At 42.7% G+C, this 18,528-nt stretch carries 21 protein-coding genes; 15 read left to right on the top strand and 6 right to left on the bottom strand.

Annotated features, from left to right (window positions below; all coding sequences use genetic code 11):
* Positions 1–66: 66 nt before the first annotated feature.
* The 3 genes from prs (at position 67) to ACLI1A_RS17645 (ending at position 2,953) form a co-directional block, all read left to right on the top strand.
* On the top strand, positions 67–897 hold the full coding sequence (prs, locus tag ACLI1A_RS17655) for a ribose-phosphate diphosphokinase (protein ID WP_411410014.1): 831 nt from the start codon (positions 67–69) through the stop codon (positions 895–897).
* A gap of 6 nt (positions 898–903) precedes the next feature.
* Positions 904–1,440, top strand: coding sequence for an NADAR family protein (locus ACLI1A_RS17650; RefSeq protein WP_411410013.1), 537 nt, complete (start codon positions 904–906; stop codon positions 1,438–1,440).
* A 61-nt stretch (positions 1,441–1,501) separates the two neighbouring features.
* Positions 1,502–2,953, top strand: coding sequence for a nicotinate phosphoribosyltransferase (locus tag ACLI1A_RS17645; protein WP_411410012.1), 1,452 nt, complete (start codon positions 1,502–1,504; stop codon positions 2,951–2,953).
* A gap of 75 nt (positions 2,954–3,028) precedes the next feature.
* Here the strand turns inward: ACLI1A_RS17645 and ACLI1A_RS17640 are convergent, their stop codons facing one another.
* Positions 3,029–3,505, bottom strand: a complete 477-nt coding sequence (locus ACLI1A_RS17640; RefSeq protein ID WP_411410011.1) for a TspO/MBR family protein — start codon at positions 3,503–3,505, stop codon at positions 3,029–3,031.
* A gap of 24 nt (positions 3,506–3,529) precedes the next feature.
* Positions 3,530–4,141, bottom strand: a complete 612-nt coding sequence (locus ACLI1A_RS17635; RefSeq protein WP_411410010.1) for a M949_RS01915 family surface polysaccharide biosynthesis protein — start codon at positions 4,139–4,141, stop codon at positions 3,530–3,532.
* A 120-nt stretch (positions 4,142–4,261) separates the two neighbouring features.
* On the opposite strand from ACLI1A_RS17635, the gene ACLI1A_RS17630 reads away from it, so the two are divergent.
* The 6 genes from ACLI1A_RS17630 to ACLI1A_RS17605 all read left to right on the top strand — a co-directional run bounded on the left by ACLI1A_RS17630 (position 4,262) and on the right by ACLI1A_RS17605 (position 8,137).
* On the top strand, positions 4,262–4,717 hold the full coding sequence (locus tag ACLI1A_RS17630) for an endonuclease domain-containing protein (RefSeq protein ID WP_411410009.1): 456 nt from the start codon (positions 4,262–4,264) through the stop codon (positions 4,715–4,717).
* An 84-nt stretch (positions 4,718–4,801) separates the two neighbouring features.
* Positions 4,802–5,884: a diphosphomevalonate decarboxylase gene (mvaD, locus tag ACLI1A_RS17625; protein WP_411410008.1), complete on the top strand. Its 1,083-nt coding sequence runs from the start codon at positions 4,802–4,804 to the stop codon at positions 5,882–5,884.
* A gap of 75 nt (positions 5,885–5,959) precedes the next feature.
* On the top strand, positions 5,960–6,898 hold the full coding sequence (locus tag ACLI1A_RS17620) for a mevalonate kinase (RefSeq protein WP_411410007.1): 939 nt from the start codon (positions 5,960–5,962) through the stop codon (positions 6,896–6,898).
* A gap of 9 nt (positions 6,899–6,907) precedes the next feature.
* Positions 6,908–7,489: a hypothetical protein gene (locus tag ACLI1A_RS17615; RefSeq protein ID WP_411410006.1), complete on the top strand. Its 582-nt coding sequence runs from the start codon at positions 6,908–6,910 to the stop codon at positions 7,487–7,489.
* 2 nt (positions 7,490–7,491) lie between these two features.
* Entirely contained in the window at positions 7,492–7,950 is a 459-nt protein-coding gene (locus ACLI1A_RS17610; protein WP_411410005.1) for a DUF6934 family protein, read from the top strand.
* A 1-nt stretch (position 7,951) separates the two neighbouring features.
* Positions 7,952–8,137 (top strand): hypothetical protein, encoded by a 186-nt coding sequence (locus ACLI1A_RS17605; protein ID WP_411410004.1) that lies wholly within the window; start codon positions 7,952–7,954, stop codon positions 8,135–8,137.
* Positions 8,138–8,174: 37 nt separating this feature from the next.
* Here ACLI1A_RS17605 and ACLI1A_RS17600 read toward each other — a convergent pair whose 3' ends face one another.
* Entirely contained in the window at positions 8,175–8,798 is a 624-nt protein-coding gene (locus ACLI1A_RS17600) for a hypothetical protein (protein WP_411410003.1), read from the bottom strand.
* Positions 8,799–8,846: 48 nt separating this feature from the next.
* Positions 8,847–9,386, bottom strand: coding sequence for a hypothetical protein (locus ACLI1A_RS17595; RefSeq protein WP_411410002.1), 540 nt, complete (start codon positions 9,384–9,386; stop codon positions 8,847–8,849).
* A 123-nt stretch (positions 9,387–9,509) separates the two neighbouring features.
* On the opposite strand from ACLI1A_RS17595, the gene ACLI1A_RS17590 reads away from it, so the two are divergent.
* From ACLI1A_RS17590 to ACLI1A_RS17580, 3 genes are all read left to right on the top strand, one after another.
* Positions 9,510–10,454, top strand: coding sequence for a geranylgeranylglycerol-phosphate geranylgeranyltransferase (locus ACLI1A_RS17590; protein WP_411410001.1), 945 nt, complete (start codon positions 9,510–9,512; stop codon positions 10,452–10,454).
* Positions 10,455–10,670: 216 nt separating this feature from the next.
* Positions 10,671–11,576, top strand: a complete 906-nt coding sequence (locus ACLI1A_RS17585; RefSeq protein ID WP_411410000.1) for a pseudouridine synthase — start codon at positions 10,671–10,673, stop codon at positions 11,574–11,576.
* Entirely contained in the window at positions 11,576–11,932 is a 357-nt protein-coding gene (locus ACLI1A_RS17580; RefSeq protein WP_411409999.1) for a nuclear transport factor 2 family protein, read from the top strand. Before ACLI1A_RS17585 ends, ACLI1A_RS17580 begins: the two co-directional genes overlap by 1 nt.
* Before the next feature lie 111 nt (positions 11,933–12,043).
* Here ACLI1A_RS17580 and ACLI1A_RS17575 read toward each other — a convergent pair whose 3' ends face one another.
* Complete coding sequence (locus ACLI1A_RS17575; protein WP_411409998.1) at positions 12,044–12,673, bottom strand: porin family protein; 630 nt, start codon at positions 12,671–12,673, stop codon at positions 12,044–12,046.
* Between the two features lie 93 nt (positions 12,674–12,766).
* Here ACLI1A_RS17575 and ACLI1A_RS17570 point away from each other — a divergent pair, with 93 nt between their 5' ends.
* The 3 genes from ACLI1A_RS17570 to ACLI1A_RS17560 are packed head-to-tail and all read left to right on the top strand — an operon-like array spanning position 12,767 to position 15,628.
* Positions 12,767–13,663, top strand: a complete 897-nt coding sequence (locus tag ACLI1A_RS17570; RefSeq protein ID WP_411409997.1) for a site-specific tyrosine recombinase — start codon at positions 12,767–12,769, stop codon at positions 13,661–13,663.
* 53 nt (positions 13,664–13,716) lie between these two features.
* Positions 13,717–15,237, top strand: coding sequence for a sensor histidine kinase (locus ACLI1A_RS17565; RefSeq protein WP_411409996.1), 1,521 nt, complete (start codon positions 13,717–13,719; stop codon positions 15,235–15,237).
* Positions 15,224–15,628 carry a response regulator gene (locus ACLI1A_RS17560; protein ID WP_411409995.1) on the top strand — a complete coding sequence of 135 codons (405 nt, stop codon included), beginning with the start codon at positions 15,224–15,226 and terminating at the stop codon, positions 15,626–15,628. Before ACLI1A_RS17565 ends, ACLI1A_RS17560 begins: the two co-directional genes overlap by 14 nt.
* Positions 15,629–15,685: 57 nt before the next feature.
* Here the strand turns inward: ACLI1A_RS17560 and cphA are convergent, their stop codons facing one another.
* Positions 15,686–18,316: a cyanophycin synthetase gene (gene cphA, locus ACLI1A_RS17555; RefSeq protein WP_411409994.1), complete on the bottom strand. Its 2,631-nt coding sequence runs from the start codon at positions 18,314–18,316 to the stop codon at positions 15,686–15,688.
* Between the last annotated feature and the right edge of the window lie 212 nt (positions 18,317–18,528).

Here is an 18,528-nt window from a genome sequence, read left to right as displayed (position 1 = left end):
AAAATATTTTGCAAGTTAATTTTATCTTTTTACATTTGTGTAAGAATAACGCAAACCAATTTAATTATGATAAGTCTTAACCTCGACCCTGCTTTTACCCCGTTTGGCAAAACAGGCCTTACCCACAAAACCTTTACGTTTTACGGCGGCGAGCCCCACATAAAAATAGAAGAAGGTTTTGATATAAACCAAAACATAATAATAACCCACAGGCTTAGTAGCTTTAATGCCCTTGGCGAAGTTTGCGTAGCTAACGATGCCCTGAGGCGTATGGGAGTAAAAAGCATAAGTCTTTTTATTCCGTACATGCCCGGTGCAAGGCAAGACAGGGTAATGATTCCCGGCGAACCGCTTACTGCAAAAGTATATGCCGATATTATAAACAGCCTTGGCTTTGCCGAAGTTATTATTTTTGACGCCCACAGCGATGTAGCTCCTGCATTACTAAACAATGTAACCGTGCTGCCTAACCATAGTTTTATAGCACAGGTAATGGATGAAATAGGCAATGTAACCATAGCATCGCCCGATGCCGGTGCCCTGAAAAAAATATACAAACTAAGCGAATACCTGGGCAATGCCCACGTAGTAGAATGTGGCAAGCACCGCGATGTAACTACCGGCAGGCTGGCAGGCTTCAGGGTGTATGAAGACGACCTTAACGGTGCAGACATACTTATTGTAGATGATATTTGCGACGGCGGAGGCACCTTTGCTGGTATAGCCGATGCCTTAAAAGCCAAAGGCGCCGGCAAGCTGTACCTTGCGGTAAGTCACGGTATCTTCAGCAAAGGCTTTGAGGTGTTTGCCGGAAGGTTTGAAAAAGTATTTACCACCAACTCTTTCCGGGATGTGGAAGAAAATGATATTGTAAAACAGTTTAAAATTCAATTATAACCAACCATGAAATATACCATAGACCAACTGATAAACAACAAGGAACCCCGCGAATACCTGTTCTTTTGGGGACACCAACCGTCTAAAGATGGTAGCATTACCAAAAGTTGTTTCAGCCAGTGGTGGGAAGCCGATTTTACCATAAACGGAATTACCTACCCTTCGGCAGAGCATTGGATGATGGCCAAGAAAGCCGAACTTTTTAATGACAGCGAAACACTTGAAAAAATACTTGCTTGTACCTCACCGGTAGAAGCAAAAAAGCTGGGGCGCGAAGTACAAAACTACAATGAGGAGGCTTGGCTTGAAAACCGTTACGAAATTGTAAAAGAGGGTAACCTGCATAAGTTCAGTCAAAATGCAGATTTAAAGTCTTTCCTGCTTTCTACGGGTAACAGCGTTATTGTAGAAGCCAGCCCGGTAGACAACATTTGGGGCATTGGCCTTGCTGCTGACAGTAAAAAAGCACTCAACCCTGCCGAATGGCGCGGTCCTAACCTTTTAGGGTTTGCCCTTATGGAAGTTAGAGATGCCTTAAAATAGAAATCAACCACCTAAGTATACACCAACCAACCATTTTTATTAATCTTTAAAACTACAGATTATGAATCCGCTATTATTAACCGATGGTTATAAAACCGACCACCGCCGCCAATACCCAGATAACACCACCCTTGTATACAGCAACTGGACACCCCGTAAATCGCGCATTGAGGGTATAGAAGAAGTAGTATTCTTCGGGTTACAGTACTTCATTAAAAAATACATTATCGAAGAATTTGAGCGCAGCTTTTTCAGCCGCCCTAAAGATGAGGTGGTGGCGCGCTATGCCCGCCGTATAAACAACTACCTGGGCGAAAACAACGTGGGTACCGCCCATATAGCTGCATTGCACGATTTGGGTTACATCCCTATGGTATTTAAAGCCCTGCCCGAAGGCACCGCCGTACCCATGCGCGTACCCATGTTTACTATGTACAACACATTGCCGGAGTTTTTTTGGTTAACCAATTATTTCGAAACCCTGCTTTCGGCTGTGGTATGGCTGCCATGCACATCGGCTACGCTGGCAAAACGCTACCGTACGTTACTGGATGCTTATGCCGCCGAAACATCGAGCGTACCCGAATTTGTAAGTTGGCAAGGGCACGATTTTAGTATGCGTGGCATGGGCGGAATCGATGCGGCAATAACATCGGCGGCAGCCCACCTGCTTAGCTTTACCGGTACCGATACCATTCCGGCAATAGACTTCCTGGAAGAATACTACAACGCCAATAGCGATACCGAACTGGTAGGTGGCTCAGTAGCGGCTACAGAACACTCGGTAATGTGCATGGGTACTACCGAGGGCGAGTTTGAAACCTTTAAAAGGCTCATTTGCGATATTTACCCTAAAGGGATTGTAAGCATAGTGTCTGACACGTGGGATTTATGGAAAGTACTTACTGATTACCTGCCAAGGTTAAAAGATACCATAGCCGCCCGCAACGGTAAAGTGGTTATTCGCCCCGACAGCGGCGACCCGGTAGACATACTTTGTGGTAACCCTAACGGCACTACCGAAGCCGAACGCAAAGGTGTAGTAGAGCTGCTGTGGGATACCTTTGGCGGAAGCACTAACAGCAAAGGCTACAAAGAACTGATTCCGCAAATAGGTGCCATATATGGCGACAGCATTAACGTAGACCGCGCTACCCGTATATGCGAACGCCTTAAACAAAAAGGCTTTGCCAGTACTAATGTGGTTTTGGGCATAGGCTCTTATACCTACCAGTACAACACCCGCGATACCTTTGGCTTTGCCATGAAAGCTACTTATGGCGAGGTAAACGGCGAAGGCCGTGAAATATTTAAAGACCCGGTGACTGATGATGGTACCAAGAAATCGGCTAAGGGGCTAATGAAGATTGTAAAAGAAAACAATACCTACACGCTGATAGACCAGGTAAGCTGGGACGAAGAAAATACCGGAGAACTAAAAGAGGTATTCCGTGATGGAAAGCTGCTTATAGACCAGTCGCTTGCTGAGATACGGGCGAAGGTTTTGGGATAGAAAGCTCAGAAGTCAGAAATTAGGAGTAAGAAGCGACGTCTTCTACATTCTAATTTCTGACTTCTATATAATTTCTTACCTGTTCAGCCACCAGATGGCACCGTTTAGTGCAGTAGCATAGGTAACCCACAGCAGGTAAGGTACCATAAGCATCCCTGCAATTTTATCTATTTTTCGGAAAACAAACCAGGTTTCGTAAATCATAAGCCACAGCAGTACGATTTCGATAAGTGCTATCATAGGATTCTTAAGCCCAAAAAACAGGTAGCTCCACAGCATGTTCAGGGCGAATTGTATGGCAAAAAAAGTGAGTCCTTTTTTAACCAGCTCTTTTTCAAAATCAATACGTGCCCATACCAGTGCAGCTGCCACACCCATAAGTACATACAGCGTACTCCACGCAATAGGGAATACCGCATTGGGCGGGGTAAATGATGGTTTGTTCAGGGTAGGGTACCAGGTGGTTACACTGGTTTGCGTTACTGTGCCTGCTATATAGCCCAAGGTAAGGGTAGTGGCTACCATTACCAGTATTTTCATTATTTTGCTCATAAGGATTATCAGGTTATTCGTGTTCTATTCGTACTTAAAATCTTCGTGTTTTTTCCACAACTTGTTTGCAAAGTCTTTAACGGCAGGGTCGGCTGTATTCAGGGCTTTATCAAATGTATGATGGGCTTTTACATGTACTTTTTTGTCTACAATAAGGCCTCGGTTTCCTCTTACGGCATATTTAGAATTGCCTTCGTACATAATTATCTTCATGTCCGGCGGTGTTATATCTCCGGTGCATTGTAGCTGATACACCACCCATATTTCGGGTATGCCGTTTTTGTTGAGGTCGGTATGCGTAGCGGCTTTGGGTACAAAGTTTACCCGCATGTCTACTATGCAGTCGTTTATATAGTCGTATACCTTCCAGGTTTGCAGATATTTTTTTGAAGATGCATCATAAAGGTAATGGTAGGCAAAAAGTTCTGCATCGGTACCATCGCTATCATGCTTGAATTTTTTATTTGTGTGGGGTCCGGTTTCTGTAAGTAGTAACAGGTGTTTGCCTTCGGCGTCATCCCATTTAAGAACTTCCTTTTGCTTGCCTTCAAATTTTATTTCAGCGGGCAGTGGCTCCTGGCCTGCCGGCAGAGTTGCAAGTAATAGTGTGGCTGCAATAATTTTTAGGTAATGCATCGGTTTGTTTTTTACAAAGATACTTTTTTGGGGATGGACAAGTCTAAAAAAATACATGAGTCTTTATGGTTGAAGACTAAATTGTGTTAAATTTCAATTAGAAATATTAAACTTTTTCTAATGAGATGTTTAGAGTGCGATGGCTATATTAGCTATGTGGTTACAAATTTTTCCTTGAGTAGTTATGGTATTCCGCTTTGTGTAAGCCATCAAAGATGGATTGAGGGAATAAAAAGCATGACTTCGTCCGAAACGATACGGTTGTATTTTGCGTTGAAATCAAGAGGTGTACCTGTCGAAATAGAGAAGTTTGATGGTTATAAGCATATTGATATTGCAATACCGGAAGCAAAGATGAATATTGAAGTGGACGGCATTCAACACAATCTAAGTGCCCAACAGGCTCTTTCTGATTTGAAGAGAACTTATTATTCATTCTTAAAAGGTTACATAACGATTAGAATTCCGAATTCTCTTCTCCGTGATGACTATGTTTTAGAGGAAACTGCGGATTATATTGTTGGTATGTTAAACGAAAGTGTGAGTAAGAATTATAGAAAGGGAAGATATTATTGAAAACTATTACTACAACTTTAAAAACTTCCGGCTTTCCCACTTTAAAACTCAAAAATGTATCTTTGCATCACAAAATAAAAACAGATGGCATCCGTACAGGATTTTATACCGCAGCCCTATACAGGCACAGCCGAAAGTGGCAGCTTTACATGGAGTGCGCCCAGCAATATAGCCCTTGTGAAATACTGGGGCAAAAAGGCCAGCCAAATACCGGCTAACCCCAGCATAAGCCTTACGTTAAACAACTGCAAAACCGTAACCACACTGGTTTTTGAAAAGAAGGAAGATAACGGGGCTTTTTCGTTCGACCTGCTTTTTGAGGGGCAACCAAAGGAAAGCTTCCGCCCGAAGACAGAAAAGTTCTTTGAGCGTATCAGGGAATACCTGCCGTTCCTGTCGCAATACCATTTCAGTATAGATACAAGCAATACTTTTCCGCACAGTAGTGGTATAGCTTCGTCGGCTTCGGGTATGGCGGCGCTTGCCGTAAACCTTATGAGCCTGGAACGCCAGCTGAACCCGGATATGACACAGGAGCATTTTGACCAAAAGGCGTCGTTTTTGGCGCGCCTTGGTAGTGGTAGTGCCTGCCGTAGTGTAAAAGGGAATGTGGTTATTTGGGGTGAACATGCTGAAACTCCCGGTAGTACTAACCTGTATGGCGTGGAGTACACCCCTGTAGCCGATATGTTTACTACCTACCAGGATACCATCCTTTTGGTAGACAAAGGTGAAAAACAGGTAAGCAGCACCCTGGGGCACGACCTGATGCACGGGCATCCGTTTGCCGAAAGGCGTTTTGCACAGGCGCATGAAAACCTTACTGCTATAAAGCAGGCTTTGGCTACGGGAGATGTGGAAACGTTTATAAAAATTACCGAAAGCGAGGCACTTACCCTGCACGCCATGATGATGACCAGCAACCCGTACTTTATACTTATGAAGCCGAATACACTGCAGATTATCAATAAAATATGGGAGTTCCGTGCCGAAACGGGCGTGCCGGTATGCTTTACGCTCGATGCCGGGGCCAATGTGCATGTATTGTACCCGGAGGCAAATAAAGCCGAGGTGCTACAGTTTATTGCAAATGATTTGGCTGTATTCTGCCAAAACGGGCAGTATATTGAAGACCAGGTGGGTAGCGGCGCAGCGGTTGTTGCATAAAGATTTGTTATGTAAAATCTTTGTGTCAAAAAAATACGTACATTTACATCGAAATTAGATAGCAATCAGCACATAATGAAAGGTCCTCTCTTTTATTCAAAAATACTGCTCTTTGGTGAGCACGGTATAAACAAAGGTTCTAAAGGATTATCTATTCCCTATAACTTTTATAACGGCGGCCTAAAGCTTACCGATATTGATACCGATGCTGCTAAAAAAAGCAATGCCAGCCTTCGAGGTTTTACGGTATACCTAGAAAAGCTGCAAACCGAAGAGCCTGGATTGGTGACTTTTGACATCGATGCGCTGAAACGCGATGCCGATGCCGGTATGTATTTTGACAGTAGTATACCTCAGGGCTACGGCATAGGCAGCAGCGGTGCGCTTGTTGCAGCCATTTATGACCAGTATGCCAAGGATAAAATCACGGTACTGGAAAACCTTACGCAGGAAAAGCTGCTAAAGCTTAAAAAGATATTTGGCCGTATGGAAAGTTATTTCCACGGTACCAGCAGCGGACTGGATCCGCTAAACAGTTACCTGAGCATTCCTATTCTTATCAATTCTGCCGAGAGTATAGAGGCTACGGGTATACCTATGCAAAACCTGGAAGGTAAAGGCGCAGTGTTTTTACTGGATTCGGGTATTGTAAAAGAAACAGCGCCTATGGTGCAGATTTTTATGGAAAGCCTGAAAGACCAGGGCTTCCGTACGATGATTAAAAACGAATTCCTGAAATATACCGATGCCTGTATAGCCGATTTTCTTAACGGTGATGCAAAAGGCCTGTTTGGCAATATAAAACAACTGAGCAAAACCGTATACCATAACTTTAAGCCAATGATTCCGGAAGGTTTCCATGAGTTGTGGCAAAAAGGTATAGAAACTAACGACTATTACCTGAAGCTTTGCGGATCGGGTGGTGGTGGTTATATCCTTGGTTTTGCACCGGATATAGATAGGGCGAAAGAATCCCTTAAAGGCCACAAAGTAGAAGTGGTGTACCAGTTTTAATTTTTTTTGATGGATAATTTAAATACTACAACAATATTACAAACCCTATTTACATCATTGTTTATGGGGTTTGGTATTTTAATACCCCTGTTTTCTGTTATAAAAACAAGTAACCTTAAGGGTATTCATTTTAAGGAGCTTTTTATTCTGCAGGGTGTGCAGGCCATACGCCTGGCCGGGATACTGAACCTGATACTGCAAATGCCGTTAATGTACAAGCTGTACACATTACAGCAGCCACAGGATAATGGCGTACAGGTAAGCATACAGGGTGGTAACCTGGAAAACTACGGCTGGGTTATCTTCTATGGTCCGGTACTGTATTTTGTACTAAGCCAGCTGTTTTGGGTAAAAAAGCTCTACATGCACAAGGTGCTGCTGATTGTCTTCTCGCTGATTGTGTTTGTATTGCCATCACAATGGATGCTTGATTTCTTTGTGTCGCTAAAGTATACACACTATAAAAGTTTCCATAAAGCTACAGAGTTTGGTAGCTTTGGGCTACAGGCATTGCTTAGCATTGTAGTGTTCTTCTTTACCACTTTTATGCTGATGCAATTTACCGGCAAGATGAAGAAGGTGGTGCAGTAGATATGGATTATCCTAAGTATAACCTGGCAGTTGATGCTGAGATTACGGTATTCGAATTTAAAAGTATAGGTAAAACCGTAATCGAGAAGGTTATAAAATTTTCACCAACTGATAATGAGTTGGTTTATAATTTAGGGTTTGGAGATAAACACCAATCAGAACGTGGTTTTACTATTGATGACAAATCAGTTAGTAATAATGGCGACACTGCTATGATATTGGCTACAATAGCAAATGCAGTTTTCATATTTACACAATATAACCCTGATAAATATGTTTTCTTTTCAGGGGTAACTCCTTCAAGAGTTCGTTTGTACAGAATGGCTATTTCCGTTAACTATGAAGAACTATCCCGAAATTTCATTATCTTTGGAATAGTATCCGGAAGAGAAGGTGTTGATGTGGCGCTACCTTTTGCTTCAAATATGGATGTTAAAGGGTTTTTAATTAAACGGAAATGATATGGGAAAAATCCAGGAGAAGAAAAGAAATATAAAAAGTCTTGATGAAAATGAGCAATGGTGGGGAACCGGAGTGAAAATCAACCCTGACTTAAAAGATGTTTTTGTTGGAGAGTCTGAAAAAATGAAGATAGCTAACGAAATCATCGCGAAAATTGATTTTGAAAGTTTAAAGAAATACGAATAAGCCTCAGCGTAGCTGAGGTTTTTTATTGCGCAGATTTTTAATCTGCGCTTTTTTGTTTGGTAGGTTTTAACTCTAATTGTTTAGGTGGGTTGGTATATCTTTTCCAAGCGGCGTAAGCTACAGAGCAAATAGCAATACCTCCTGCTATTATTACCCCGTTAGGGCCGAGTGCGCCAACGATTTCATCAAAATTGCGGCTACGCCCGGAAGACACCGGACTTTCACCACCCGCTATCGCTGCAGCCCTAAGATATGCGATTGCTGTTATTGTTATAATAAGTAGTAAGATTAACAGGTGCTTATCAATCGCTTTAGATGGGGCAAGCCTGACTTCTTCGCTGGTAAAGTTTTCTTCTGTAATGAAATAGTTGAAAAAAGTGTCGTAATCAGTGCGATCGTTAAAGCTGAAAGTATAACTGTCTTCATACGAAGTAAAACCTTCGGACATTATGGTAATGGCATCGCTGTTTTCTTCTTTTTGGATTACCCAAATACGTTTTTTTTCAATTTCAGTTTCCGTATTGAAAAAGACATTCTTTTTCCAGACTTCTTTAAACTCGTTAAAAGAGTCAATCTTTTTACTTGAAAACTTCAACGAATCTGCATCAATAATCATTGACGCAGTCTTATTTCCTGAAACCGAAAAAACCTTTTCTATCATTTTGTGCCTTGGCTGATTTTTAAATTGCTCTATTTATGAATACCCGGCCTAATGCATACAACCTACATAAATTTCTGATTTCAGTACAAAACTATTTTTACTGAACTTTCGTAGAATAGCATTCGCACTATCAGCACTCTTTTTTGTTTCAAAAATCCCGGTAACCAGGGCTATAGTTGTGGTGTCGGTATTATCCTTATACATACTCAGGTATTCCAAGCTCAGAGTGCTACCCGGGTCACGCCTTGGGTAATAATCACCAGCGTATATATCGTCTTCGTCATCATTCGGCAATACAATTTTATTTTTGGCTTTGTTATAATACCTGCCCATGGTATCAATAGTTGCCGGCAGGCTTGCGTGCAGTTGCAGCATCTGGCCGTGCAGGGTATAATAATCCTGCGCGGTGTCGGCTACCACTACATAATAGGTTTCATAATCACCATTAGCGTTTGTGGTTTCTGTTTCACTTGCCGTAGTGTCAGTTACAACGGTAGTGTCGGCTGTTTCAGTTGGCTCAGGGGGAGTGTTTCGTTTGCAGCCTGTAATAAGTAACAGGGCAGCTATAAGTGGAAGTATCGTTTTCATAATATATGGTTGTGGTACAAATATAACAAGGCTTTATAATGGCTTTATACTTTTTTAATTTTTTTACTGTTATCTTTACAAAGTAAAAATTGTCCCCAAAACCAAAAGCGTTAACAACAACTTATGGCGTCAAGAAAAGTAAAACTGGTACTGATGAAAATCTTCAGCCTGTTTTCGGTAGTGCGCGGTTATAACATACCCGTTATAGCATTGGCACAATATCTTTCGGCCATATTTATACTCGATACCCGCCGCCGTGCGCTCGATATACTGCTGGATGGGCACCTGTTTATTATAGTACTGGCATCGACCATTACCATAGCATCGGGCTATATTATTAATAACTTTTACGACGCCCAGAAAGACCTCATTAACCGCCCTAAAAAATCCATGCTGGATAGGCTGGTAAGCCAGGGTACCAAGCTACAAGTGTACTTTGCGCTAAATTTTATTGTGGTGCTGCTTGCATTCCTTATATCGTGGCGGGCTGTGCTGTTTTTTGCAGCCTATATTTTCCTGATATGGTTTTATTCGCATAAGCTGAAAAAATACCCGCTTATAGGTAACCTTACCGCCGCGCTACTGGCTGTACTGCCTTTTTTTGGGATATTGATGTACGTAACAAAATATAATGAGGGTACGTATTTTATGAACGAACGTGTGGGAACCATCTTTGCTCATGCCACCTTTTTGTACATGCTTATCCTTACCCGTGAACTGATAAAAGACCTGGAAAACCTGGCAGGCGATATGGCGGCTAACTACCGCACCGTGCCGGTTATGTTTGGTGAGGCTATGGCCAAGCGTATCATAGGTTTGCTTATTTTTCTTACTGTAATACCCGTGTATATGCTCATAGAGGTGTACGATGTAGGCTATATGGATGTATACTTTTATGCCGGCATGCTGGTTATTATTTACTTTTTGTACCGCCTGTGGAATGCAAACAGTAAAGCCGACTACCTGCTGCTGCACAACCTGCTAAAGGGGCTTATTGTAGCCGGGGTTTTTAGTATAGTGCTTATAGAACCATCGGTACTGGTTCACGGCAGGCAATTGCTGGGTTGATTTGCATTTAGGTGTGCTAAGTAGTGGTTTGTTCTTATAAATCACTTTGGTCTATTTCTAACCAAATAACTCCCAAATACTTAACTTCAAGGCTGTCTTTTTTTTGGGTTGTAAATCCCGGGTTGTTTGATATATCACAAAACCGTATTCTCAAACGTTAAACTTTAAACCCGAAACAAAAACAAAATCACTACTTTTGCAAAAATTTTACACGTAATGGAGAATAAAAGGCGAGGTGGTGCTTCGGGCAAGGGAGGATTTGGCAAGAAGCGCAACGATGATGGCCATAAACCGTTTGAACGCAGGGATGGTAAGCCCGGCGAAAACAAACCGGTACGCAAGGCAGCGTTTGTAAAAGGGCGCGGGCCAAAACCCTTTGAGCCGAAACAGAATGCCCCTAAACCTCAGGTGGAAAAAGACGAAATGCGTCTTAATAAGTACATATCTAACAGTGGTATGTGCAGCCGCCGTGATGCCGATATTTATATACAGAGCGGAAATGTAAAAGTAAATGGCGAGGTAATAACCGAAATGGGATACAAGGTTAAAGTAACCGATCTTGTAGAGTTTGACGGTGTGCGTATTACCCCTGAAAAGAAAGAATACCTGCTGCTGAACAAGCCAAAGAGTTTTTCTACAACCGGCGAAAGCGACTCTAAAAATGCTTTCGACCTGATACGCGGAGCCAGTAAAGCTGATTTGCAGCCTATAGGGCGTATGGATAAAAACACCATTGGCCTGGTTTTGTTTACTAACGATGCCGATCTTATCCGTAAGTTTAGCCAGCCGGGACAGAAATCGTTTAAAATATACCAGGTGTCGCTTACACGCAACCTGAAGCAAGAGGATTTTGAAAAAATACAGGGTGGTGTTACGCTAGACGGTCACCGCTTGTTTATTGACGAAATAAGCTATATAGATAACCAGCCCCGTACCGAAATAGGACTGAAACTGCGTACGCCAAACGTAAAAGTGGTGCGTGCTATTTTTGAAAACTTTGGTTACGATGTGGTTAAGGTAGACCGTGTGTCATTTGCCGGCCTTACCAAAAAGAACCTGCCAAGGGGTAACTACCGTTTCCTTACAGAGCAGGAGGTTATAAATCTTAAAAACGCACAGTAATGCTTACTACCGAAAAAATAGCCCACGAATGGATTAATGCGTTTAATGCGCAGGATTTGGATAAACTGGTGGGGCTATATGCCGAAGATGCATGGCACTTTAGCCCGAAGCTTAAGGTGCGCCAGCCCGAAACAAACGGACTGGTAAAAGGGCGCCCTGCACTACGCGAATGGTGGAAAGGATCGTATGACAGGATACCTACGCTGTTTTATAAACTGCTTACCGTAACCGCTAATAACGACCGTGTGTTTATAGAATACATCCGTGAGGCAGAAGGTGAGGAGCCTATGCCTGTGGCAGAGGTGTTTGATGTAAAGGATGGTGAAATAGTGTTTTCAAGGGTTTACCACGGATAAACATTGCATATACAGGTGTACTGCCTGATAGGAATAGAAAAAGGGGCGCGTAATGCAGCCCCTTTTTCGTGTGTAACCAACCAAACTTAATCTTCAAATCCTGTCTTTTTATTAAAACTTAAACCCTACGCCAATCTGGAAAACCGAGTTTTTGGCATCTGTATCTTCTATAATATCAGTAATACCCTGGTTGTAGCGCGCAGTGGCAAATATGCCCAGTGGTGTTTCGAAGGTAACACCACCCGATACGCCAAATTCAAAATCTTTAGCTTTGTTCAGGTCCCAGTCGCCACCATCGGCATTAGCATCGGCATCTATTTCCTCGTTTACCTTAAAGCTAAACTGCGGTCCGGCTTCCAGGCTAAGGCCCTTTAGCACATAAAATTTGGCAAGCACTGGTACATTAATGTAGTCCAGCTGGTATTCTACTTTTCCACTTCCGCCAAAAATACCGCCATCCACATCACTCTCAAACCCTTGTCCTGAATATAACGCTTCTACCTGTAGTGAAAGCATATCAGGCGAAATAGGGAATTCTGCAAATACGCCGGCATGGAAGCTGGTGCGCGAATCGGGGTTGTTAAAGTCATCGCCGCTTACCGTAGCCAGGTTTAAACCACCTTTAATACCAAAACTTGGTGATGAACTTTTTCCTGTGGCTCCTGCGTTATCCTGTGCGTATGTTGCTGTAACAGCTCCCATCATAAGGGTGCTAACTGTTAAAATCTTGAATAGTTTCATGTTTAATTAGTTTTAGTTTTGTTTTCCAAAATTATATGTTTAAAATTGGGACTTTTATCAACGATTTCTTAATTCACATAATTTTAACCGCTTATGCAGTCCTGGAACAGGTACATAAGAGAGTATAAAACTTACCTGAAAATAGAGCGGGGCCTTTCGGAAAACTCGCTGGTAAACTACGTCTTTGATTTAGAGAGGTTGATTAAATATTTGGAAGACAGTGGTTTTAATGTGTCTCCCGTAGATATCACCGAAGACGTTTTGCAGCAGTTTATTTACCATATTGCAGATGAGCTTGCACCACGCAGCCGCGCCAGGGTAATATCGGGCCTTAAGAGTTTTTTTAACTTTATGGTGTTTGAAGATTATCGTAAAGATATGCCTATGGAGCTTATTGAAGTTCCTAAAACCGGGCGTAAGCTTCCTGATACGCTAAGCACCGCCGAAATAGACGGGCTTATTGCTGCAATAACACTAAACGATGAAGGCGAGCGTAACCGGGCTATGCTGGAAACCCTTTACGGCTGTGGCCTCCGTGTGTCTGAGCTTACGGGTTTACAGTTGTCGGATTTATTTTTTGAGGAAGGTTTTATCAGGGTAACGGGTAAGGGTAGTAAACAACGTTTTGTACCGCTTAGCCCCTATACACAAAAGTACCTTACAATTTATATAAATGAGGTGCGCACTATGCAAACACCTAAAGCAGGATATGGCGATACGGTTTTTTTAAGCAGGCGGGGTACGGCACTTACCCGCGCCATGGTATTTACCATTATAAAAAGGCTTGCCGAAAAAATTGGATTGAAAAAAACAATTAGTCCGCACACTTTTAGGCACTCATTTGCTACTCATTTGCTTGAAAACGGAGCCGACTTACGCTCTATACAGCTTATGCTGGGGCACGAGTCTATAACCACCACGGAGGTGTACATGCATGTAGATCGTAGCTTCCTTAGCCGTGTGGTAGAGACATTTCATCCGCGTAAATAGACATTCTACCGAAATTTTCTGCATTGCTATTTCATTTTGTTTACTTTTATAATATGAAGTTTTACGGTTCTACAGATTTAGATACATCGCAGCCATTAAATGCCTTTTACAAGAGGCTTATGGATCAGGTTCCGGACGTTATCTTTAACCTTTTATGGAGAAAAGATAACACCTATACCTTATTGTTTTGTTCCGAGTCTGTAAACACTGTTTACGAACTTTCGTCGGAAGAGTTGTTAGCCGATTTTGTGGGGGCTATTAATTCAAGGATTTTACAGGCATACCAGCGCAGTTTTTATGTGGCACTGCACCGTGCCCGTAAGCACAATGTGCCCTGGGATTACGAATATCAGGTAGAGCTGCCGCTTAAAGGGTACCGATGGATAAAAGTACATGCTAACCCAGAGTTTCAGGATGATGGGGATGTGCTGTTTTACGGGCGCATGAGCGATGTAACGCAACAAAAAGAGCAGGAAATACGGCTTATGGGTAGCGAAGCCCGTATACGTTATGCACTGGAAGCTGCCTCAGAGGGGATTTGGGACTACAATTTGCAGTACAACGAGGTGTATTTTTCTGCACAAGCCATGAAAATGGTGGGTATGGAGCCTAAAGAGGTAGTGTGGACACAAGAGCAGTGGCGCTCACTTATACATAAAGAAGATCTTAAAGGGCACATGAAGGCCATAACCGATTACATAGCCGGAAAGACATTGCGTTTTGAGCATATTTATCGTGTACAGCACACTACAGATGGTTATAGGTGGGTAATGAGCCGTGGACAAATAGTAGAGTTTACAAAAGATAAAAAACCTTACAGGGCGGTAGGCACACTTAAGGATGTAACAGAGCTTAAGGAAAAAGAAATAAACTTGGCTCGAACCATTACTATAATTGGTGAGCAGAATAACCGCCTAAGTAACTTTGCTCATATAGTGTCGCACAACCTGAGGTCGCATGCAGGTAACCTGAAAATGCTGCTGGATTTGCTTAAAACCGCCGACGAAAACGAAAAGGCTCAGATGATGGAGCACCTTGAAGGTATATCAGACGGGCTTACCATAACCATAAGCCACCTTAAAGAACTTGTAGAAATACAAACCGAGGTAAAAAATGTAAAAGAACAGATAAACCTAAGGAGGTGCCTTAAAAATATTCTTACTATATTGCATAATGAGATAAGTAAGCATAGTGTTACTATAGAAATAAACATACCGCTGGATGTAACCGTAAATTATAATCCGGCGTATTTAGAAAGTGTGCTGCTTAATTTTACAACTAACGCAATTAAATACTCAAGTTCAGACCGTAAACCGGTTATTTCGTATGATTACGCCATTGAAAATGGTAAAAAAGTACTTTATATTAGTGATAACGGACTTGGTATAGACCTTAAAAAACACAAGAATGCGCTTTTTGGTATGTATAAAACATTTCACAAGCATCAAAACTCGCGTGGAATTGGCCTTTTTATTACCAAGAATCAAATTGAAGCCATGGGCGGTAAAATAGAAGTGACCAGCGAGGTGGATAAGGGTACAGTGTTTAAATTATATTTCAATGAAGAAGGTTAACTCTATGTATGTAATAGACGACGATAAAATATACCACTTTTTGCTTAAAAACCTGTTTAAGCAAAACAATATTGTAGTGGATCCGTTATTTTTTAGTAATGGACAGGAAGCTATGGATACCATTAAGAATGACCTGGCTTCGGGCAGGTTACCGGAACTTATTTTGCTCGATGTAAATATGCCCATTATGGACGGCTGGCAGTTTTTAGAAGAATACAAAGAACTGGTAGCAGATAACCCGGGGCAGTCAACCATATTCATGATCAGTTCATCTAATGATGAGCATGATATTATGAAGGCGCGCCAATATGAACATATCGTAAAAGACTATCTGCTAAAACCCATTTGCAAGGATGACCTTGACAAAATTTTTCAGGTTGAAGAAATATAATAGGGCAGTAGATTATAAATAACAAGGGGCAGTTAAAAACTGCCCCTTGTTATTTATTTATTGGTTTTGCAACGCTTCCTCGTTTTCCAGGTCCAGGTACCCCTGTACAACCTGTATGGCATTGGTTACTACATCGCTTAGTGCTACAATAAAGCTGCCGTCTTCGCCATTTTGTATGGCATGTTTTATGGCCTCCATTTCCTTAGGTATAATTTCATAGGTAACGGCTTTTCCGCTCAGCGCAAAGCCTTCCAGGATAAGTCCGTTTATGTTTTCTTCGGTACGCCCGCGCAAGTGTTTTTCATTTCGGATGATTACGTGGTCAAACATACGTGCGGCTATCATGGCACAATCGCGTATGTCCTGGTCACGCCTGTCGCCCACACCTGATATAATACCTATTTTTTTAGAAGCCTCCACGTTTTGTAAAAAGTCTTCTACCGCAAGATACCCAGCAGGGTTGTGCGCAAAGTCAATCATCACCTTAAAGTTACGGAACTCAAAAATGTTCATACGGCCCGGTGTTTGCGCAGCGCCCGGTATAAAGGTTTGTAATGACAGGCTGATGTCTTCGGTTTTAAAGCCCCATAGGTACGATGCCAGTGTAGCTGCAAGTACGTTGGCTATCATAAAACGTGCGCGGCCACCCAGTGTAAGCGGCACGTGCATGGCTTTGTCTATACGTATTTTCCAGCTGCCTTTTTTTATGGTAATAAAACCATTTTCGTATACTGCTGTAACACGGCCGGCTTTGGCTTCTTCTTTAATAAACTCACTTTCTTCGTCCATGCTGAAATATGCTACGTTGCACTCCAGCTCTTTACCTATTTTAATGCATTCCGGGTCGTCTCCGTTCAGTACAGCCCAACCATCTTTTTTTACACTGCGCGGAATAACGCGTTTTACCTTGGCAAGGTCGTCTATGGTGTGGATGTCGTTCAGCCCCAGGTGGTCTTCCTGAATGTTGGTTATAATACCAATATCGCATCGGCTAAAGCCCAGTCCTGAGCGTAGTATACCACCGCGTGCGGTTTCCAGTACGGCAAACTCTACAGTAGGGTCTTTAAGTATGTATTCTGCGCTGAAAGGGCCTGTAGTGTCGCCCTTTTCCAGCATGTGGTTTTGTATATAAATCCCGTCAGATGTGGTAAAGCCTACACGGTAGCCGTTGTTTTTTACAATATGTGCCAGCAGTCGGGTAGTGGTGGTTTTGCCATTGGTACCCGTAATGGCAAAAATAGGAATACGGCTTGGCTTACCCGGCGGGTACAGCATGTCTATAACCGGTGCGGCTACGTTGCGCGGCAGGCCTTCACTTGGTGCCAGGTGCATACGGAAACCCGGTGCTGCATTTACCTCAAGTATTACGCCGCCGTTTTCTTTAAGCGGCTCGGTTAGGTTTTCGGCCATAATGTCTATACCGCATACATCAAGCCCTATAACACGGCTTATGCGTTCGGCAAGGAAAATATTTTCCGGGTGCATCAGGTCGGTCACGTCTACCGAGGTGCCTCCGGTGCTTAGGTTAGCGGTAGACTTTAGGTATACTATTTCACCTTCGGCAGGAATGGTGTCTAGTGAGTAGCCTTTTTTTTCCAACAGGTCAGTAGTATCGCGGTCTATGGTAATTTCGGTTAATACATTTTCGTGTCCGTAGCCACGGCGTGGATCCAGGTTTTCTATGTCTATAAGCGCCTGAATGTTGTGTACGCCGTTACCCTTTACGTGTGCCGGAACCCTTTGGGCAGCAGCTACCACTTTGTTGTCTATAACCAGTACCCGGAAATCAAACCCGGTGATGAATTTCTCTACTATAACACGACTGCCGTATTTCTGGGCAAATTCAAGTCCGGCTACGGCATCTTCAAAGGTTTTTACATTTATAGATGCTCCTTTGCCGTGGTTGCCGTCCAGTGGTTTTAGTACTATAGGGTAACCTATTTTATCTATAATTTGTTGTAGTCCTTCCTGGGTGGTACAAATACCACCGCTGGCTACGGGTATCGATGCTGCTTCCAGCATACGCTTGGTTTGCTCTTTATTACAGGCAATGTCTACCGCTATGTGGCTGGTTTTATTTGTTATGGTTGCCTGAAAACGCATTTGATTAATGCCGTAACCCAGCTGCACCAGCGAGTTAGTGCCAAGGCGTATCCACGGAATATCTCGGGCTACGGCTTCTTCTACTATGCTTCCGGTGCTTGGTCCCAGGCGGTCGCGTTCGCGTATGCGGCGCATTTCCTGTAAATCGGCATCAAGATCGTATTCTATACCGTCTATAAGTGCCTGGGCTATCCGCACCGATGCTTCTGCGGCGTATATGCCCACATTTTCCTCAACATAACTAAATACTACATTGTAGGTGCCCGGCGTTTTGGTTTCGCGGGTACGCCCAAAACCGGTTTCCATGCCTGCCAGGGTTTGTATTTCCAGGGCTATGTGTTCTATAACGTGCCCCATCCAGGTGCCACGCTCTACACGGGCAAAAAAACCTCCGGGGACGCCTTCGCTACAGCGGTGGCTGTACATAGAAGGTATAAGTGCTTCTATACGTTCGCGAAATCCGGGTATCTTATTTGTGGGTGCCTGTTCTAATTCTTCGAGGTTAAGGCGCATCTGGATCAACTTTTTACGCTTAACGCTCCAAATGTTGGGACCTTTCAGGGCCTGGATTTTTTCAATTTTCATAATCGGTAGTCAGGAGATAATGGGTTAATTTTTTGGTGCTTATGTTTTTGGAATTTACTGAAATTTAACACAAACTCCAGTCTTTGTGTTTTAACGAAAGAAAATTAGTTAAAAAAAATAATTTAAACGGCGGGATTGTTGAAATTTTTTCACCTAAAAACAGTTGCGTAACGTTGCGGAAAGAAATAATTAACCCAGTTTACGCGTTTTTA

The sequence above is a fragment of the Flavobacterium sp. RHBU_3 genome (assembly GCF_046613565.1).
Taxonomy (GTDB): domain Bacteria; phylum Bacteroidota; class Bacteroidia; order Flavobacteriales; family Flavobacteriaceae; genus Flavobacterium.
This window is presented reverse-complemented; position numbering and strand designations above follow the sequence as displayed.

Bases quoted from the DNA above. Each gene is read 5' to 3' on its own strand.
- ACLI1A_RS17565 (WP_411409996.1), top strand. From the start codon at position 13,717: ATGAAGTTTTACGGTTCTACAGATTTAGATACATCGCAGCCATTAAAT.
- ACLI1A_RS17560 (WP_411409995.1), top strand. From the start codon at position 15,224: ATGAAGAAGGTTAACTCTATGTATGTAATAGACGACGATAAAATATAC.
- ACLI1A_RS17620 (WP_411410007.1), top strand. From the start codon at position 5,960: ATGAAAGGTCCTCTCTTTTATTCAAAAATACTGCTCTTTGGTGAGCAC.
- ACLI1A_RS17575 (WP_411409998.1), bottom strand. From the start codon at position 12,673: ATGAAACTATTCAAGATTTTAACAGTTAGCACCCTTATGATGGGAGCT.
- ACLI1A_RS17635 (WP_411410010.1), bottom strand. From the start codon at position 4,141: ATGCATTACCTAAAAATTATTGCAGCCACACTATTACTTGCAACTCTG.
- ACLI1A_RS17640 (WP_411410011.1), bottom strand. From the start codon at position 3,505: ATGAGCAAAATAATGAAAATACTGGTAATGGTAGCCACTACCCTTACC.
- mvaD (WP_411410008.1), top strand. From the start codon at position 4,802: ATGGCATCCGTACAGGATTTTATACCGCAGCCCTATACAGGCACAGCC.
- ACLI1A_RS17615 (WP_411410006.1), top strand. From the start codon at position 6,908: ATGGATAATTTAAATACTACAACAATATTACAAACCCTATTTACATCA.
- ACLI1A_RS17650 (WP_411410013.1), top strand. From the start codon at position 904: ATGAAATATACCATAGACCAACTGATAAACAACAAGGAACCCCGCGAA.
- ACLI1A_RS17610 (WP_411410005.1), top strand. From the start codon at position 7,492: ATGGATTATCCTAAGTATAACCTGGCAGTTGATGCTGAGATTACGGTA.
- ACLI1A_RS17630 (WP_411410009.1), top strand. From the start codon at position 4,262: ATGAGATGTTTAGAGTGCGATGGCTATATTAGCTATGTGGTTACAAAT.
- ACLI1A_RS17600 (WP_411410003.1), bottom strand. From the start codon at position 8,798: ATGATAGAAAAGGTTTTTTCGGTTTCAGGAAATAAGACTGCGTCAATG.
- ACLI1A_RS17570 (WP_411409997.1), top strand. From the start codon at position 12,767: ATGCAGTCCTGGAACAGGTACATAAGAGAGTATAAAACTTACCTGAAA.
- ACLI1A_RS17585 (WP_411410000.1), top strand. From the start codon at position 10,671: ATGGAGAATAAAAGGCGAGGTGGTGCTTCGGGCAAGGGAGGATTTGGC.
- ACLI1A_RS17645 (WP_411410012.1), top strand. From the start codon at position 1,502: ATGAATCCGCTATTATTAACCGATGGTTATAAAACCGACCACCGCCGC.
- ACLI1A_RS17590 (WP_411410001.1), top strand. From the start codon at position 9,510: ATGGCGTCAAGAAAAGTAAAACTGGTACTGATGAAAATCTTCAGCCTG.
- cphA (WP_411409994.1), bottom strand. From the start codon at position 18,316: ATGAAAATTGAAAAAATCCAGGCCCTGAAAGGTCCCAACATTTGGAGC.
- ACLI1A_RS17595 (WP_411410002.1), bottom strand. From the start codon at position 9,386: ATGAAAACGATACTTCCACTTATAGCTGCCCTGTTACTTATTACAGGC.
- ACLI1A_RS17605 (WP_411410004.1), top strand. From the start codon at position 7,952: ATGGGAAAAATCCAGGAGAAGAAAAGAAATATAAAAAGTCTTGATGAA.
- ACLI1A_RS17580 (WP_411409999.1), top strand. From the start codon at position 11,576: ATGCTTACTACCGAAAAAATAGCCCACGAATGGATTAATGCGTTTAAT.
- prs (WP_411410014.1), top strand. From the start codon at position 67: ATGATAAGTCTTAACCTCGACCCTGCTTTTACCCCGTTTGGCAAAACA.